Annotated in this window: 15 protein-coding genes; 12 read left to right on the top strand and 3 right to left on the bottom strand. The window is 70.4% G+C overall.

Features of this window, described 5'->3' with window-relative positions; translation table 11 throughout:
* Positions 1-173 precede the first annotated feature (173 nt).
* The 12 genes from NGF19_RS02540 to NGF19_RS02485 all read left to right on the top strand — a co-directional run bounded on the left by NGF19_RS02540 (position 174) and on the right by NGF19_RS02485 (position 12,994).
* Complete coding sequence (locus NGF19_RS02540; protein WP_252421833.1) at positions 174-596, top strand: Rieske (2Fe-2S) protein; 423 nt, start codon at positions 174-176, stop codon at positions 594-596.
* A 120-nt stretch (positions 597-716) separates the two neighbouring features.
* Positions 717-2,750 carry an excinuclease ABC subunit UvrC gene (gene uvrC, locus NGF19_RS02535; RefSeq protein WP_252421831.1) on the top strand — a complete coding sequence of 678 codons (2,034 nt, stop codon included), beginning with the start codon at positions 717-719 and terminating at the stop codon, positions 2,748-2,750.
* On the top strand, positions 2,747-3,751 hold the full coding sequence (rapZ, locus tag NGF19_RS02530) for an RNase adapter RapZ (protein ID WP_252421829.1): 1,005 nt from the start codon (positions 2,747-2,749) through the stop codon (positions 3,749-3,751). Before uvrC ends, rapZ begins: the two co-directional genes overlap by 4 nt.
* Complete coding sequence (locus NGF19_RS02525) at positions 3,748-4,815, top strand: gluconeogenesis factor YvcK family protein (protein ID WP_252421827.1); 1,068 nt, start codon at positions 3,748-3,750, stop codon at positions 4,813-4,815. Before rapZ ends, NGF19_RS02525 begins: the two co-directional genes overlap by 4 nt.
* The gene (whiA, locus tag NGF19_RS02520) at positions 4,806-5,795 is read left to right on the top strand and encodes a DNA-binding protein WhiA (protein ID WP_252421825.1); all 990 of its coding nucleotides are present in this window, start codon (positions 4,806-4,808) and stop codon (positions 5,793-5,795) included. The genes NGF19_RS02525 and whiA overlap by 10 nt, the downstream gene beginning before the upstream one ends.
* A 287-nt stretch (positions 5,796-6,082) precedes the next feature.
* Positions 6,083-7,090: a type I glyceraldehyde-3-phosphate dehydrogenase gene (gene gap, locus NGF19_RS02515; RefSeq protein ID WP_252421824.1), complete on the top strand. Its 1,008-nt coding sequence runs from the start codon at positions 6,083-6,085 to the stop codon at positions 7,088-7,090.
* A 145-nt stretch (positions 7,091-7,235) separates the two neighbouring features.
* On the top strand, positions 7,236-8,447 hold the full coding sequence (locus NGF19_RS02510) for a phosphoglycerate kinase (protein WP_252421822.1): 1,212 nt from the start codon (positions 7,236-7,238) through the stop codon (positions 8,445-8,447).
* 6 nt (positions 8,448-8,453) lie between these two features.
* Positions 8,454-9,230, top strand: coding sequence for a triose-phosphate isomerase (tpiA, locus tag NGF19_RS02505; RefSeq protein WP_252421820.1), 777 nt, complete (start codon positions 8,454-8,456; stop codon positions 9,228-9,230).
* Between the two features lie 169 nt (positions 9,231-9,399).
* Entirely contained in the window at positions 9,400-9,636 is a 237-nt protein-coding gene (gene secG / locus NGF19_RS02500) for a preprotein translocase subunit SecG (protein ID WP_252421819.1), read from the top strand.
* A 218-nt stretch (positions 9,637-9,854) separates the two neighbouring features.
* The gene (locus NGF19_RS02495; protein WP_079060169.1) at positions 9,855-10,190 is read left to right on the top strand and encodes an RNA polymerase-binding protein RbpA; all 336 of its coding nucleotides are present in this window, start codon (positions 9,855-9,857) and stop codon (positions 10,188-10,190) included.
* 210 nt (positions 10,191-10,400) lie between these two features.
* Positions 10,401-12,053 (top strand): glucose-6-phosphate isomerase, encoded by a 1,653-nt coding sequence (pgi, locus tag NGF19_RS02490; protein WP_252421818.1) that lies wholly within the window; start codon positions 10,401-10,403, stop codon positions 12,051-12,053.
* Positions 12,054-12,148: 95 nt separating this feature from the next.
* Positions 12,149-12,994, top strand: a complete 846-nt coding sequence (locus NGF19_RS02485) for a hypothetical protein (RefSeq protein ID WP_372505552.1) — start codon at positions 12,149-12,151, stop codon at positions 12,992-12,994.
* Positions 12,995-13,080: 86 nt separating this feature from the next.
* Here NGF19_RS02485 and pgl read toward each other — a convergent pair whose 3' ends face one another.
* The 3 genes from pgl to zwf are packed head-to-tail and all read right to left on the bottom strand — an operon-like array spanning position 13,081 to position 16,459.
* The gene (gene pgl / locus NGF19_RS02480) at positions 13,081-13,863 is read right to left on the bottom strand and encodes a 6-phosphogluconolactonase (protein ID WP_252421816.1); all 783 of its coding nucleotides are present in this window, start codon (positions 13,861-13,863) and stop codon (positions 13,081-13,083) included.
* Positions 13,860-14,930, bottom strand: a complete 1,071-nt coding sequence (gene opcA, locus NGF19_RS02475; protein ID WP_252421815.1) for a glucose-6-phosphate dehydrogenase assembly protein OpcA — start codon at positions 14,928-14,930, stop codon at positions 13,860-13,862. The genes pgl and opcA overlap by 4 nt, the downstream gene beginning before the upstream one ends.
* Positions 14,927-16,459 carry a glucose-6-phosphate dehydrogenase gene (zwf, locus tag NGF19_RS02470; protein ID WP_252421814.1) on the bottom strand — a complete coding sequence of 511 codons (1,533 nt, stop codon included), beginning with the start codon at positions 16,457-16,459 and terminating at the stop codon, positions 14,927-14,929. The genes opcA and zwf overlap by 4 nt, the downstream gene beginning before the upstream one ends.
* Positions 16,460-16,462 lie beyond the last annotated feature (3 nt).

Raw genomic sequence — 16,462 nt, 5'->3', positions numbered from 1 at the left:
GGTCGGGCGCAGCCGCGGACAGGCCCGCCCTGCTCCTCGACGGGTGGTCGACTCTACGTCCCCGCAGGTGCTCCGCGGCCCCCTGCCCCGGCCCCCGGCGGCGAAAGCGCCCCCGGTATCGTCGCTGTACGCCGCCGCTTCGGCGAGCATCGGCCCCGACCAGTGGAGACCTCATGTCCACCCGACCCTCCGCGACCCGTCGTACCGTCCTGCGTGGGGCGGCGCTCGCCCCGGTCGCCGGGCTCGCCGTCACGGCCTGCTCGCCCGGTGAGAGCGGCGCGCCCGCCCTGCCGACCGCCCCGGTCGACCTGGGCGCCGAGAACGAGGTGCCCAAGGGCGGGGCCAAGCTCTACGAGGACCAGAACGTCGTCGTGAGCCGGGCCGCGGACGGCTCCCTGAAGGCGTACAGCACCATCTGCACGCACGGCGGCTGCCCCATCAACAAGCTGTCGGGCACGACCCTTGTCTGCCCCTGCCACCACAGCCGCTTCGAGGCCACCACGGGCAAGGTCCTCCAGACACCGGCCACGGTGCCGCTGACCGAGCTGTCCGTAGCGGTGAAGAACGGCAAGATCATGGCGGGCCCGGCGGCCTGACGCCTCGGGGCGCCCGGTCGGCGAGCGGCCGGCCGCCTTGTCCACAGGCCCGTGCAGGCCCGCTCGTGCCTTGTCCACAGGCTCGCCGCGCTGTCGGCCCCCGCCAGTAGGGTGTGAGACATGGCCGACCCCTCCAGCTACCGCCCCGCCTCGGGACAGATCCCGGACTCCCCCGGGGTCTACAAGTTCCGGGACGAGCACCGCCGGGTGATCTACGTCGGAAAGGCGAAGAGCCTGCGCCAGCGGCTGGCGAACTACTTCCAGGACCTGGCGAACCTCCACCCGCGCACCCGCACCATGGTCACCACGGCCGCGTCCGTGGAGTGGACCGTGGTGTCCACGGAGGTCGAGGCGCTCCAGCTCGAGTACACCTGGATCAAGGAGTTCGACCCCCGGTTCAACGTCAAGTACCGCGACGACAAGAGCTACCCGTACCTCGCGGTGACGATGAACGAGGAGATCCCGCGGGTCCAGGTGATGCGCGGTCACAAGCGCAAGGGCGTGCGGTACTTCGGGCCGTACGGACACGCCTGGGCCATCCGCGACACGGTCGACCTGCTCCTGCGTGTCTTCCCCGTGCGCACGTGCTCCGCCGGTGTCCTCAAGAACGCCGCCCGCACCGGCCGCCCCTGTCTGCTCGGCTACATCGGCAAGTGCTCCGCGCCCTGCGTAGGCCGTATCTCCCCCGAGGACCACCGCGAACTGGCCGAGGACTTCTGCGACTTCATGGCCGGCCGTACGGGAACGTACCTGCGCCGTCTGGAGCACCGGATGCGGGAGGCGGCCGAGGAGATGGAGTACGAGCGGGCCGCCCGGCTGCGCGACGACATCGAGGCCCTGAAGAAGGCCATGGAGAAGAACGCGGTCGTACTCACCGACGCGACCGACGCCGACTTCATCGCCGTCGCCGAGGACGAGCTGGAAGCGGCCGTACAGATCTTCCACGTGCGCGGCGGACGCGTCCGCGGCCAGCGCGGCTGGGTCACCGACAAGGTGGAGGACGTCACCACGGGCGCCCTCGTCGAGCACGCCCTCCAGCAGCTCTACGGCGAGGAGACGGGCGACTCCGTGCCCAGGGAGGTCCTCGTCCCGGCCCTGCCCGATCCCATAGAACCCGTACAGGACTGGCTCACCGGCCGTCGCGGGGCGGGTGTGTCGCTGCGCATCCCGCAGCGCGGTGACAAGAAGGCCCTGATGGAGACCGTGCAGCGCAACGCCCAGCAGGCCCTCGCGCTGCACAAGACCAAGCGCGCCTCCGACCTGACCACGCGCTCGCGCGCCCTGGAGGAGATCGCCGGGGCCCTGGACCTGGACAGCGTCCCGCTCAGGATCGAGTGCTACGACATCTCGCATCTCCAGGGCGAGGACGTGGTGGCCTCCATGGTCGTCTTCGAGGACGGGCTCCAGCGCAAGAGCGAGTACCGCCGCTTCCAGATCAAGGGCTTCGAGGGCCAGGACGACGTCCGGTCCATGCACGAGGTGATCACCCGCCGCTTCAAGCGCTACCTCGCCGAGAAGGAGAAGACGGGGGAGTGGGCGCAGGAGCAGGCCCTGACGGAGGACGACGGGCGGCCCAAGCGGTTCGCCTACCCGCCGCAGCTCGTCGTGGTGGACGGCGGGCAGCCGCAGGTCGCGGCGGCCAAGCGGGCGCTGGACGAGCTGGGCCTCGACGACATCGCCGTCTGCGGCCTCGCCAAGCGCCTGGAGGAGGTCTGGCTGCCGGACGACGACGACCCGGTGGTCCTGCCCCGCACCAGCGAGGGCCTCTATCTGCTCCAGCGGGTCCGGGACGAGGCCCACCGCTTCGCGATCACCTACCAGCGGGCCAAGCGTGCCAAGCGCGTCCGGACGAGTCCGCTGGACGACGTCCCCGGCCTCGGTGACACGCGCAAACAGGCGTTGATCAAGCACTTCGGCTCGGTGCGCAAGCTGCGATCCGCGACAATCGACCAGATCCAGGAGGTTCCCGGCATCGGCCGCAAGACGGCCGAGACCATCGCCGTGGCCCTCGCTCAGGCGGCCCCGGCCGCACCCGCCGTGAACACGGCGACTGGAGAGATCATGGAAGAGGAGGAGCCCGGGGCGACGCCGGGTTCCTCAGGGGAGCCCGTGACCGCGGGCGTCCCGGACGAACGACGGGGGCAGGACACATGACCGAGCACGACCGGAGCGCGGAACAACGCTCAGCACAGGACCGGCCGCCCGAGCAGGAAGCGGGCGAGGACCGTACACAGCAGGCGGTCCAGGAAAACGGAGAACAGGTGAGTATCGAAGCACCCGGGGTTCCTGAATCGGCCATCCCCGAGTTGGTGATCATCTCCGGCATGTCCGGGGCCGGCCGCTCGACGGCCGCCAAGTGCCTGGAGGACCTCGGCTGGTTCGTCGTCGACAACCTGCCGCCCGCGCTGATCCCCACCATGGTGGAGCTGGGCGCGCGGTCGCAGGGCAATGTCGCCCGGATCGCGGTCGTCGTCGACGTGCGTGGCCGGCGCTTCTTCGACAACCTGCGCGAATCCCTCGCCGACCTGGAGACGAAGCACGTCACCCGGCGCATCGTCTTCCTGGAGTCCTCCGAGGAAGCCCTGGTACGCCGCTTCGAGTCCGTCCGCCGTCCGCACCCCCTCCAGGGCGACGGCCGGATCGTCGACGGCATCGCCGCCGAGCGGGAACTCCTGCGCGAGCTGCGCGGTGACGCCGACCTCGTGATCGACACCTCCAGCCTCAACGTGCACGAACTGCGCGCCAAGATGGACGCCCAGTTCGCCGGTGAGGAGGAGCCGGAGCTGCGGGCCACCGTCATGTCCTTCGGCTTCAAGTACGGCCTCCCGGTCGACGCCGACCTGGTCGCCGACATGCGCTTCCTGCCCAACCCGCACTGGGTCCCGGAGCTGCGCCCCTACACCGGCCTCAACGAGGAGGTGGCCGCGTACGTCTTCAACCAGCCCGGCGCCAAGGAGTTCCTCGACCGGTACGCCGAGCTGCTCCGGCTCATCGCGGCCGGCTACCGCCGCGAGGGCAAGCGCTATGTGACCATCGCCATCGGCTGCACGGGCGGCAAGCACCGCTCGGTGGCCACATCGGAGAAGCTCGCCGCGCGCCTGGCCGCGGAGGGCGTGGAGACCGTGGTCGTGCACCGGGACATGGGGCGCGAGTGACCGGAAGAACGCTGCGGCTGCGGCGGCTGCGCCGGGCGGTGCCCGAGGGACGCGGCGGCCGGCCCGCCGAGGCCCGCGGCGGCCGGGTGCGCCGCCGCGGCACCCAGCCCAAGGTGGTCGCCCTCGGCGGCGGCAGGGGCCTGTCCTCCTCGCTCGCCGCGCTGCGCCGCATCACCGGCGACCTCACCGCCGTCGTCACGGTGGCGGACGACGGCGGCTCCAGCGGGCGCCTGCGCGACGAGCTGGGCGTGCTCCCGCCGGGCGACCTGCGCAAGGCGCTGGCCGCGCTGTGCGGGGACGACGACTGGGGCCAGACCTGGGCCCGGGTCATCCAGCACCGCTTCCAGTCCCAGGGCGATCTGCACGACCACGCGGTCGGCAACCTGCTGATCGTCGCCCTGTGGGAGCAGCTCGGCGACCCCGTCCAGGCCCTCGACCTGGTCGGCCGGCTGCTCGGCGCCCATGGCCGGGTCCTGCCCATGTCCGCCGTGCCCCTGGAGCTCCAGGCGCTGGTCAAGGGCCACGACCCGGAGCGCCCGGAGGAGATCGGCACGGTACGCGGCCAGGCGACGGTCGCGCTCACCCCCGGCGAGGTGCAGTCCGTGCATGTCGTGCCGCACGACCCGCCCGCCGTCCCCGAGGCCGTCGCCGCGGTCCTGGACGCCGACTGGGTGGTTCTCGGACCCGGCTCCTGGTTCTCCTCGGTGATGCCGCATCTGCTCGTGCCCGAACTGCTCGACGCCCTCATGGAGACGAAGGCGCGCCGGGTGCTGTCCTTGAACCTCGCCCCTCAGCCCGGAGAGACGGACGGCTTCTCCCCGCAGCGTCATTTGGAGGTTTTGGGACGACACGCCCCTAAACTCGCCCTGGACGTGGTGCTGGCCGATCAGGCCGCCGTGCCCGACGGCGCCTTGCTGGAAGAGGCCGCCAAGCGGTTCGGAGCCGCGGTCGAGCTGGCGCCGGTGGCCCGTACCGACGGAACCCCGCGGCACGACCCAGAGCTGTTGGCCGCCGCGTACGACCGTATTTTTCGGATGCATGGAAGGATCGGCCCATGGCGATGACGGCAGCGGTGAAGGACGAGATCTCCCGGCTTCCCGTCACCCGGACCTGCTGCAGAAAGGCGGAGGTCTCGGCGATCCTGCGGTTCGCGGGCGGGCTGCACCTGGTCAGCGGCCGCATCGTGATCGAGGCGGAGCTGGACACGGCGATGGCGGCCCGGCGGCTCAAGCGGGACATCCTGGAGATCTTCGGCCACAGTTCCGAACTGATCGTGATGGCGCCCGGCGGTCTGCGCCGCGGCTCGCGCTACGTGGTGCGCGTGGTCGCGGGCGGTGACCAGCTCGCCCGCCAGACCGGTCTGGTCGACGGGCGGGGCCGTCCGATCCGCGGCCTGCCCCCGCAGGTGGTCTCGGGGGCCACCTGTGACGCCGAGGCCGCCTGGCGCGGCGCGTTCCTGGCGCACGGCTCGCTGACGGAGCCCGGCCGCTCGTCCTCCCTCGAAGTCACCTGCCCCGGCCCCGAGGCCGCGCTCGCCCTGGTCGGCGCCGCCCGCCGCCTGTCGATCGCCGCGAAGGCCCGCGAGGTACGGGGCGTGGACCGCGTCGTCGTACGGGACGGGGACGCGATCGGCGCCCTGCTCACCCGCCTGGGTGCGCACGAGTCCGTGCTGGCCTGGGAGGAGCGGCGGATGCGCCGCGAGGTCCGCGCCACGGCGAACCGCCTCGCCAACTTCGACGACGCCAATCTGCGCCGCTCGGCCCGCGCGGCCGTCGCCGCCGGTGCGCGGGTCGCGCGCGCCCTGGAGATCCTCGGCGACGACGTGCCCGAGCATCTCGCGGCGGCCGGGCGGCTGCGCATGGAGCACAAGCAGGCCTCCCTGGAGGAGCTGGGCGCCCTTGCCGACCCGCCGCTGACGAAGGACGCGGTCGCGGGCCGTATCCGCCGACTGCTGGCGATGGCCGACAAGCGGGCCACGGACCTCGGTATCCCGGGCACGGAGTCCAACCTCACCGAGGAGATGGCGGACAACCTGGCGGGATGACGCGCCGGGCCCGCGCGGAACACGCCGCGCGCGCCCGGCCCCCGGCCCCGTGGAGTCGACGGCGGTCGAGGGCGGTCAACGGCGGTTGTCCGGTGTCGCCGGATCGGGTGGCAAGGCCTCCACCTGTGCGGTCCGTACCCCTACCGGCGGGTACGGACCGCACTGTTGTGTATGACCGTCCACGTCACCTCGGGAGCTTCGGAAGAGTAGGGTCGTAGGCGGTCGGGGACATCCCATACACCTCGCCGGCGTCGATCACCGGCGTACCTAACGAGGAGATCGGTTTCGTGACGATCCGCGTAGGCATCAACGGCTTTGGCCGCATCGGTCGCAACTACTTCCGCGCACTGCTGGAGCAGGGTGCGGACATCGAGATCGTGGCTGTCAACGACCTGGGTGACACCGCGACCACCGCTCACCTGCTGAAGTACGACACCATCCTGGGACGGCTGAAGCAGGAGGTCTCCCACACCGCCGACACGATCACCGTGGACGGCCACACCATCAAGGTGCTGTCCGAGCGCGACCCGGCCCAAATCCCCTGGGGCGAGCTGGGAGTTGACATCGTTGTCGAGTCGACCGGTGTCTTCACCAAGCGCGAGGACGCCGCGAAGCATCTCGCGGGCGGTGCGAAGAAGGTCCTCATCTCGGCCCCGGGCAAGAACGAGGACATCACCATCGTGATGGGAGTCAACCAGGACCAGTACGACCCGGCGAAGCACCACGTCATCTCCAACGCCTCGTGCACCACCAACTGCGTGGCGCCGCTGGCCAAGGTGCTCGACGAGAACTTCGGCATCGTCAGGGGCCTGATGACGACGGTGCACGCGTACACCAACGACCAGCGCATCCTGGACTTCCCGCACCGGGACCTGCGCCGCGCCCGCGCCGCCGCCGAGAACATCATCCCGACCACCACCGGCGCCGCCAAGGCCACCGCCCTGGTCCTGCCGCAGCTCAAGGGCAAGCTGGACGGCATGGCCATGCGCGTCCCGGTCCCGACCGGCTCGGTCACCGACCTGGTCGTCGAACTCGGCCGCGAGGTCACCAGGGAAGAGGTCAACGCCGCCTTCCAGAAGGCCTCCGAGGGCGAGCTGAAGGGCCTCCTCGCGTACACCGAGGACCCGATCGTCTCCTCCGACATCGTCAACACCCCGGTGTCCTGCACCTTCGACTCCTCCCTGACCATGGTCCAGGAAGGCAAGAACGTGAAGGTCATCGGCTGGTACGACAACGAATGGGGCTACTCCCACCGCCTCGTCGACCTGACGGTCTTCGTCGGCAACCAGCTCTGATCGCCGAACCAGGCACGTCGATGTGAGGCAGGGCTCGGGCAGCGCGCGACCGCGTTGTCCGAGCCCTGCCTCACATGCGGACCGACCGCCCCTCGTACGATCAAGAGCCCCCTCCCCAGGAGCCCCTCCCCCAGGAGTCCCCTCTATGAAGACGATCGATGAACTTCTCGCCGAAGGCGTGGACGGCAAGCGGGTCTTCGTCCGTGCCGATCTGAACGTCCCGCTGGCGGACGGCCGGATCACCGACGACGGCCGTATCCGCGCCGTCCTGCCCACGGTCAAGGCGCTCGCCGACGCGGGCGCCAAGGTGATCGTCGCCTCGCATCTGGGCCGCCCCAAGGGCGCGCCGGACCCGGCGTTCTCGCTGCTGCCCGCCGCCGAGCGCCTCGGTGAACTCCTCGGCACGCCCGTGGCGTTCGCCGAGGACACCGTCGGCCCCGCCGCCCAGGCCACGGTCGACGGCCTGCGGCCCGGTCAGGTCGCGGTCATCGAGAACCTGCGCTTCAACCCGGGCGAGACCTCGAAGGACGACGGCGCGCGCGGCGAGTTCGCCGACCGGCTCGCCGCCCTGGCGGACGTCTACGTCGGCGACGGCTTCGGCGCGGTGCACCGACAGCACGCCTCCGTGTACGACCTCCCGGCCCGGCTGCCGCACTACGCCGGCTACCTCATCGCCACCGAGGTCGGTGTCCTGCAGAAGCTCACCGACGACGTCAAGCGGCCGTACGCCGTCGTGCTGGGCGGCGCCAAGGTCTCCGACAAGCTCGCCGTCATCGACCAGTTGCTCGGCAAGGCCGACCGGCTGCTCATCGGCGGCGGGATGGCGTACACCTTCCTCAAGGCCAAGGGCTACGAGGTCGGTATCTCGCTCCTCCAGGAGGACCAGCTCCCTGCCGTCACCGAGTACATCGAGCGGGCCGAGAAGCAGGGCGTCGAACTGCTGCTCCCGGTCGATGTGCTGGTCGCTCCCGCGTTCCCGGACCTCAAGGAGAAGGCCCCGACGCACCCCGACACCGTCGCCGCGGACGCGATCCCGGCCGACCGACTGGGACTGGACATCGGTCCCGAGACCTGCAATCTGTACGCCTCGAAGCTCGCCGACGCGGCCACCGTCTTCTGGAACGGCCCGATGGGCGTCTTCGAGCACCCCGACTACGCCGAGGGCACCAAGGCGGTCGCCCAAGCCCTCGTCGACACCCCGGGCTTCACGGTGGTCGGCGGCGGCGACTCCGCCGCGGCCGTCCGCACCCTGGGCTTCGACGAGTCGGCATTCGGCCATATCTCGACCGGCGGCGGCGCCTCTCTCGAATACCTCGAGGGCAAGACGCTCCCCGGCCTCGCCGCACTGGAGGACTGAACCCTGATGAGCACGCGTACGCCGCTGATGGCGGGCAACTGGAAGATGAACCTCAACCACCTGGAGGCCATCGCCCACGTCCAGAAGCTCGCCTTCGCCCTGGCGGACAAGGACTACGAGGCCGTCGAGGTGGCCGTCCTGCCGCCCTTCACCGATCTGCGCTCCGTGCAGACCCTGGTGGAGAGCGACAAGCTCAAGATCAAGTACGGCGCCCAGGACATCTCGGTGCACGACATCGGTGCGTACACCGGGGAGATCGGCGGGCCGTTGCTGGCCAAGCTGAGGTGCGCCTATGTGGTGATCGGTCACTCCGAGCGACGGCAGTACCACCACGAGACCGACGAGCTGGTGAACGCCAAGGTCAAGGCCGCCTTCAAGCACGGCCTGACCCCGATCCTGTGTGTCGGCGAGGAACTGGACGTCCGCGAGGCGGGCAACCATGTCGCGCACACGCTCACGCAGGTCGAGGGCGGTCTCCAGGACATCCCGGCCGAGCAGGCCGAGACCATCGTGATCGCCTACGAGCCCGTCTGGGCCATCGGCACCGGCAAGGTCTGCGGCTCCGAGGACGCCCAGGAGGTCTGTGCGGCGATCCGCGGCAAGGTCGCCGAGCTGTACTCGCAGGAGGTGGCCGACCAGGTCCGCATCCAGTACGGCGGCTCAGTGAAGTCGGGCAATGTGGCCGAGATCATGTCGAAGCCGGACATCGACGGCGCCCTGGTCGGTGGCGCCTCGCTGGACGCCGACGAGTTCGTCAAGATCGTCCGCTTCCGGGACCAGTGAGACCCCCGGCGACGGTGATCCGACACGTCGCGAGTATGCGGTAGGGGCGATCCGTCGTACCCTTGCGGGGCCGAGACTGTGCTGCGGAACGCGACGTTTCACCACACGACGTTTTCACTGACGGTATCGGCCCCGTCGTCCATCCGAATCCGAGGAAGTTGGTCCAGCCGTGGTTTTGGGGTTCTCGATCGCCCTGATCGTCTTCAGCCTGTTGCTGATGCTGCTGGTGCTGATGCACAAGGGGAAGGGCGGCGGCCTCTCCGACATGTTCGGCGGCGGCATGCAGTCCTCCGTCGGCGGCTCCTCGGTCGCCGAGCGCAACCTCGACCGGATCACCGTGGTGATCGGTCTGCTCTGGCTCGCGTGCATCGTGGTGCTCGGCCTCCTGATGAAGGCCAACCACTAGCGCCTCTCGCCTGCCCCTGGCAAGCGGGGAACCGTACATCACGCAACGCCCCATGATGGGTACGCGTCTTCGGACGCGGCCTATCATGGGGCTTGCGTCTGGAGGCGGGGGTAACTCCCATCGCTGGACGCGCGTTGGGCCTTACGTAGACTGAGGCGCTCGCAGCGAAGCGGAACGCCGACTCGCTTCGCGGCACCATCACGCAGGGAGTTACGACCGTGGCAAGTGGCAACGCGATCCGAGGAAGCCGGGTCGGGGCGGGGCCGATGGGCGAGGCCGAGCGTGGCGAGTCCGCGCCGCGTCTGCGCATCTCCTTCTGGTGCTCCAACGGACACGAGACCCAGCCGAGCTTCGCCAGTGACGCGCAGGTTCCCGAGACCTGGGACTGTCCCCGCTGCGGCTTTCCGGCCGGACAGGACCAGGACAACCCGCCGGACCCGCCGCGTACCGAGCCCTACAAGACGCATCTCGCCTATGTGCGGGAACGGCGCAGCGACGCCGACGGTGAGGCGATCCTCGCCGAGGCGCTCGCCAAACTGCGGGGCGAGATCTAGGAGTTGACTCCGTGATCCAGGAGTCGTGCTCCCGATGACTCCTGCCCGGATCGGCGTGGTCGGCCCCGGCCGGACGGCGCTTCATCAACCGGGTGCACCGCGGCCCGACGGCGTGACGTTGCGTCACCACGCCTGCCCATGAACTAGTTTGGGGGCGGCGGTGGGACGAGTACGCAGCAGCCCAGGCCAGGAAGAAGGCGGAAGTCCGAGATGAACGCAGACAGCCGTACCAGGCTCGACCAGACCCCCGAGTGGACCGCGCTGGCCCAGCACCGCGAGCAGCTCGGCGAGGTGCGGATGCGGGACCTGTTCGCGGCCGACGCCGGACGCGGCAGCGGGTACACGCTCCAGGTCGGCGATCTGTACGTCGACTACTCCAAGCACCTGGTCACCGACGAGACGCTGCGGCTGCTGCGCGAGCTGGCCGCGGCCCGGGACGTCTTCGGCCTCCGGGCTGCCATGTTCCGCGGCGAGAAGATCAACACCACCGAGAACCGCGCGGTCCTGCACACCGCGCTGCGCGCCCCGCGTGACGCGGTGATCGAGGTCGACGGGGAGAACGTCGTGCCCCGGGTGCACGCCGTGCTCGACAAGATGGCCGACTTCGCGGACCGGGTCCGCTCCGGCGCGTGGACCGGGCACACCGGCAAGCCCATCAAGAACGTCGTCAACGTCGGCATCGGCGGCTCCGACCTCGGCCCGGCGATGGCGTACGACGTCCTGCGCGCCTTCACCGACCGCGACATCACGGTCCGCTTCGTGTCCAACGTGGACGGCGCCGATCTGCACGAGGCGACCAGGGACCTGGACGCGGCCGAGACGCTGTTCGTCATCGCCTCCAAGACGTTCACCACCATCGAGACGATCACCAACGCGACGTCGGCCCGCGACTGGCTGCTCGGCGAGCTGAAGGCCGGTCAGGAGGCGGTCGCGCAGCACTTCGTGGCCTTGTCGACGAACACCCGCGAGGTGTCCGGGTTCGGCATCGACCCGGCCAACATGTTCGAGTTCTGGGACTGGGTCGGCGGCCGGTACTCCTACGACTCGGCGATCGGCCTGTCGCTGATGATCGCCATCGGCCCGGACCGCTTCCGCGAGATGCTCGACGGCTTCCACCTCGTCGACGAGCACTTCCGCACCGCGCCCGCCGAGTCCAACGTCCCGCTGCTGCTCGGCCTGTTGGGCATCTGGTACGGCAACTTCCACGACGCGCAGTCGCACGCCGTCCTCCCGTACTCGCACTACCTGTCCAAGTTCACCGCCTACCTCCAGCAGCTCGACATGGAGTCCAACGGCAAGTCCGTCGGCAGGGACGGGCGCGAGGTCGACTGGCAGACCGGGCCCGTCGTCTGGGGCACCCCGGGCACCAACGGGCAGCACGCCTACTACCAGCTCATCCACCAGGGCACCAAGCTGATCCCGGCGGACTTCATCGGTTTCGCCGAGCCGGTCGCCGAGCTGAGCGACGAGCTGAAGGCACAACACGACCTGCTGATGGCCAACTTCTTCGCCCAGACCCAGGCGTTGGCCTTCGGCAAGACCCCGGACGAGGTACGGGCGGAGGGCGTGCCCGAGGAGCTGGTCGCGCACAAGACGTTCAAGGGCGACCACCCCACCACCACCCTCCTCGCCCGCGCCCTCACTCCATCGGTGCTCGGCCAACTCGTCGCCCTCTACGAGCACAAGGTGTTCGTGCAGGGCGCGATCTGGAACATCGACTCCTTCGACCAGTGGGGCGTCGAGCTGGGCAAGGTCCTCGCCAAGCGCGTCGAACCCGCCCTCACCGAGGGCGCCGACGTACCGGGCCTCGATCCGTCCACCCGGGCCCTCGTCGCCAAGTACCGCGAGTTGCGGGGCCGTTAGGGCCTGTCCTGCCTGGTCAGGGAGGGGCGTGGCGCTGTCACACCCCTCCCGTAGACTCTTCGGCGATCATGAACGCCGAAGGGTAGGGGGCGGCATTGGCCGAGGCGCGCAGACGATGGCTCAGCGAGCGACTGACCGTGCGGACGTGTCTCAAACCTCGGAGAGTGGCGCGCGCGGTCTTCCATCCGGCATGGGTTCCCGCGGCCCTCGATCCCACGGTGGAGGGGCTCAAACGCTTCCGGATCATCTGCGGCACGGTCGCGGCGGTCGGTGTCTACACCGTCGTACAGGGCGGGTTCGCCTTCGACGAGATGCTGACGAACATGCTGACGGCGTGTCTCGTCGTGCTGGTCATCACGCCGTTGACGGTCGGGGCCATGCTCTACGTCTGGCGGCGCACCGGAACCGTCCGCCAACTGCGCGCCCCGCTGGTGGATTCGCTCAAACTGCTGCTGCTCTTCATCGGCTCGGTCTTCATGACCGTGGTGATGTGGGCACTGAGCAAGGCGGGCGGCCCGTTCTTCCTGCTGCCCGCCGGGCTCGCGGCGATCTGGCTCACCTGGTTCGTGGGCGTCGGGGCCGTCCATGTGTCCGGCAACTTCTTCGGCACCGCGGGAGTGCATCGCTGCCTGCCGCCGCTGCTCGCCACCGTGACGACCTGGCTGATGGCCCTTCCTGATCTGCTCACCGGGGATCTGCACGGGCTCAGTCTCACCCTGGGCATCGTCTTCATCCTGGGCGCGCCCGTGACGGTCACGGCGATAGCCCTGCTGGAGATGCACCGGCTGCGCAGCCGGTACGGCATACGGCTGAGCGCGCACCCGGCGACCCTGCCCCCGCTCAGGCCGACGATGCCGCCGCAGGGCAACCCCTTCGGCAACAACCCGTACGCGGGCAATCCGTACGCGCCGGGCCCGTCGCCGTATCAGCCGCAGCGGTGAAGACGCAGCGGTGAAGACGAACGCCGGACGGCCGGGAAGCCCCGGCCCGCCCGGCGTTCGACGGTGCGCTCGGTCCGGGTCGCCCCTCAGGGGGACGCCGGGGGATACAGCGACCTCGGCAGCGCGGAGGCCGCCGCCGCGTCCAGCAGCCACAGCGTGCGCGACCGGCCGTAGGCGCCCGCCGCCGGGGCCTGGACCTCGCCCGCGCCGGACAGCGCCATCGCCGCGGCCTGCGCCTTGTCCTCACCGGCCGCCAGCAGCCACACCTCGCGCGCCGCGCGGATCGCGGGCAGCGTGAGCGTGACGCGGGTCGGCGGCGGCTTGGGCGCGCCGTGCACGCCGACCACGCTCCGCTCGCTCTCCCGCACCGCGGGCAGCTCGGGGAAGAGCGAGGCCACGTGCGTGTCCGGGCCGACGCCCAGCATGAGGACGTCGAAGGACGGCACCGCGCCGTGGTTCTCCGGACCCGCGGCCCGTGCCAGCTCCGCCGCGTACGCCTCGGCCGCCGCCTCCACGTCCGTGCCGTACGGGCCGTCGGACGCGGGCATGGCGTGCACGCGCTTCGGGTCCAGGGGCACGGCGTCGAGCAGCGCCGCACGGGCCTGGGTGACATTGCGCTCCGGATGGCCCTCCGGCAGGTAGCGCTCGTCGCCCCACCACAGGTCGATCCGGCCCCAGTCGACGGCGTCACGGGCGGGCGCCGCGGCGAGCGCGGCGAGCACGCCGTTGCCGTTGCGGCCCCCGGTGAGCACGACCGACGCGGAGCCACGCGAACTCTGCGCGTCCACGACCTTCGTGATCAGCCGGGCCGCGGCGGCCTGGGCCATCAGCTCCTTGTCGCGGTGCACGACGAGCTGGGGCGCGCTCACTTCGTGGCCGCCTTCTTCGCCGCGGCCTTCTTGGCGGCCTTCTTCGCGGGCGCCGGGGCGTCCTGCTCGGATGCCTCGGCCGGGACGGCGTCCTCGTCCGCGCTCTCCTCGACCGGGGCCTTCGCCGCCGTGGCCGCCGCCGAGGCGGTCAGCCGGTCCACGCCGTAGCGCAGCGCCGAGGCGTAGGTGTCGTCCGGGTCGAGCCGGCGCAGCTCCTCCGCGATCAGCTCGGCCGTCTCGCGGCGCTTGAGCGCCACCGCACGGTCGGGCTGGCCCTCGATCGACAGCGTGGCCAGGGCGCCGTCCGCGCGGTCCAGGGCGATCGAGCCGCAGCTCGTGCCCATCCGTACGGCGGTGAGGCCGGGGCCCGCCGACAGCGTGCGCTTCACCGGTACGTCGAGGCGGTCCGCGAGCCACATCGCCAGCAGCTCACAGCTCGGGTTGAACTCCTCGCCCTCGACCTCGACCGCGTCGACCTTGCAGGTGACCTGGTCCAGGGCCGCGGCCAGCATCGAGCGCCAGGGCGTGATGCGGGTCCACGACAGGTCCGTGTCGCCGGGCGTGTAGGCCTGGGCGAGCGCGTTCAGCTCCCGCACCGGCTCCTCGGCCGCGTAGGTGTCGGTGACCCTGCGCTGCGCGAGGGCGCCGAGCGGGTCGTTGGCCGGGTCGAGCGGCGCGTTCACCGGCCACCAGACGACGACCGGGGCGTCCGGCAGCAGCAGCGGCAGTACCACCGACTGGGCGTGGTCGACGACCTCGCCGTACAGCCGAAGGACCACCGTCTCACCGGTGCCCGCCTCCACGCCCACCCGCACCTCGGCGTCCAGACGCGAGGAGGTGCGGTTGCGCGCGGAACGCGAGACGCGCTTGATGACCACCAGCGTGCGCGAGGGGTGCTCGCGCGAGGCGTCGTTGGCGGCCTTCAGGGCGTCGTACGCGTTCTCCTCGTCGGTGACGATGACGAGGGTGAGCACCATGCCGACGGCCGGGGTGCCGACGGCGCGACGCCCGCGCACCAGCGCCTTGTTGATCTTGCTGGCAGTGGTGTCCGTAAGGTCTATCTTCATGGCCTGCGCCAGCTCCGTCCGTCTCGCTGCAGCATCTCGTCCGCCTCGACGGGGCCCCACGTGCCAGCCGGGTACTGCGCGGGTTTGCCGTGCCTGTCCCAGTACTCCTCGATCGGGTCGAGGATCTTCCAGGACAGCTCGACCTCCTCGGTGCGCGGGAACAGGTTGGAGTCGCCGAGCAGGACGTCCAGGATCAGCCGCTCGTACGCCTCAGGGCTGGACTCCGTGAAGGACTCGCCGTAGGCGAAGTCCATGGACACGTCCCGGATCTCCATCGACGTACCCGGCACCTTGGAACCGAAGCGCACGGTGACGCCCTCGTCGGGCTGGACCCGGATGACGACCGCGTTCTGCCCGAGTTCCTCGGTGGCGGAGGTGTCGAAGGGGGAGTGCGGGGCGCGCTGGAAGACCACCGCGATCTCCGTGACCCGGCGGCCGAGCCGCTTGCCGGTCCGCAGATAGAACGGGACGCCCGCCCAGCGGCGGTTGTCGATCCCGAGCTTGATCGCGGCGTAGGTGTCGGTCTTCGACTGGGGGTCGATGCCCTCCTCCTGGAGGTAGCCGACCGCCTTCTCGCCGCCCTGCCAGCCGGCCGCGTACTGCGCGAACACCGTGCCCCGGCCCAGGTCCTTGGGCAGCCGGACGGCGCCGAGCACCTTGGTCTTCTCGGCGGCCAGCGCGTCCGCGTCGAAAGAGGCGGGCTCCTCCATGGCGGTGAGCGCCATGAGCTGGAGCAGGTGGTTCTGGATGACGTCCCGGGCGGCGCCGATGCCGTCGTAGTACCCGGCCCGGCCGCCGATGCCGATGTCCTCGGCCATGGTGATCTGCACATGGTCGACATAGGACCGGTTCCAGATCGGCTCGAACATCTGGTTGGCGAAGCGGAGCGCCAGGATGTTCTGGACGGTCTCCTTGCCGAGGTAGTGGTCGATCCGGAAGACCTGGTCGGGGGCGAACACCTCGTGCACGATCGCGTTGAGCTGCTCGGCCGACTTCAGGTCGTGCCCGAACGGCTTCTCGATGACCGCGCGCCGCCAGGCGCCCTCGGTCTGCTCGGCCAGGCCGTGCTTCTTGAGCTGCTGGATGACCACGGGGAAGGAACTCGGCGGGACCGAGAGGTAGAACGCGAAGTTGCCGCCCGTGCCCTGTGCCTTGTCCAGTTCCTCGATCGTGCCGCGCAGCCGCTCGAACGCGTCGTCGTCGTCGAAGGTGCCCTGCACGAAGCGCATCCCCTGGATGAGCTGCTGCCAGACCTCCTCGCGGAACGGCGTACGGGCGTGCTCCTTGACGGCGTCGTGGACGACCTGGGTGAAGTCCTCGTCCTGCCACTCACGCCGGGCGAAGCCGACGAGGGAGAAGCCCGGCGGCAGCAGACCGCGGTTCGCCAGGTCGTAGACGGCGGGCATCAGCTTCTTACGTGACAGATCGCCCGTGACGCCGAAGATGACCAGGCCCGACGGCCCCGCGATACGCGGGAGCCGTCGGTCCGCGGCGTCACGAAGCGGATTCGCTCCGTGTACGGATGTCACGGG

Origin of the sequence: Streptomyces macrolidinus (assembly GCF_023887685.1) — a bacterium.
GTDB classification, from domain to species: Bacteria; Actinomycetota; Actinomycetes; order Streptomycetales; family Streptomycetaceae; genus Streptomyces; species Streptomyces macrolidinus.
This window is presented reverse-complemented; position numbering and strand designations above follow the sequence as displayed.

Coding starts and splice junctions, on each gene's coding strand:
- NGF19_RS02540 (WP_252421833.1), top strand. CDS start 174: ATGTCCACCCGACCCTCCGCGACCCGTCGTACCGTCCTGCGTGGGGCG.
- uvrC (WP_252421831.1), top strand. CDS start 717: ATGGCCGACCCCTCCAGCTACCGCCCCGCCTCGGGACAGATCCCGGAC.
- rapZ (WP_252421829.1), top strand. CDS start 2,747: ATGACCGAGCACGACCGGAGCGCGGAACAACGCTCAGCACAGGACCGG.
- whiA (WP_252421825.1), top strand. CDS start 4,806: ATGGCGATGACGGCAGCGGTGAAGGACGAGATCTCCCGGCTTCCCGTC.
- NGF19_RS02510 (WP_252421822.1), top strand. CDS start 7,236: ATGAAGACGATCGATGAACTTCTCGCCGAAGGCGTGGACGGCAAGCGG.
- tpiA (WP_252421820.1), top strand. CDS start 8,454: ATGAGCACGCGTACGCCGCTGATGGCGGGCAACTGGAAGATGAACCTC.
- pgi (WP_252421818.1), top strand. CDS start 10,401: ATGAACGCAGACAGCCGTACCAGGCTCGACCAGACCCCCGAGTGGACC.
- opcA (WP_252421815.1), bottom strand. CDS start 14,930: ATGAAGATAGACCTTACGGACACCACTGCCAGCAAGATCAACAAGGCG.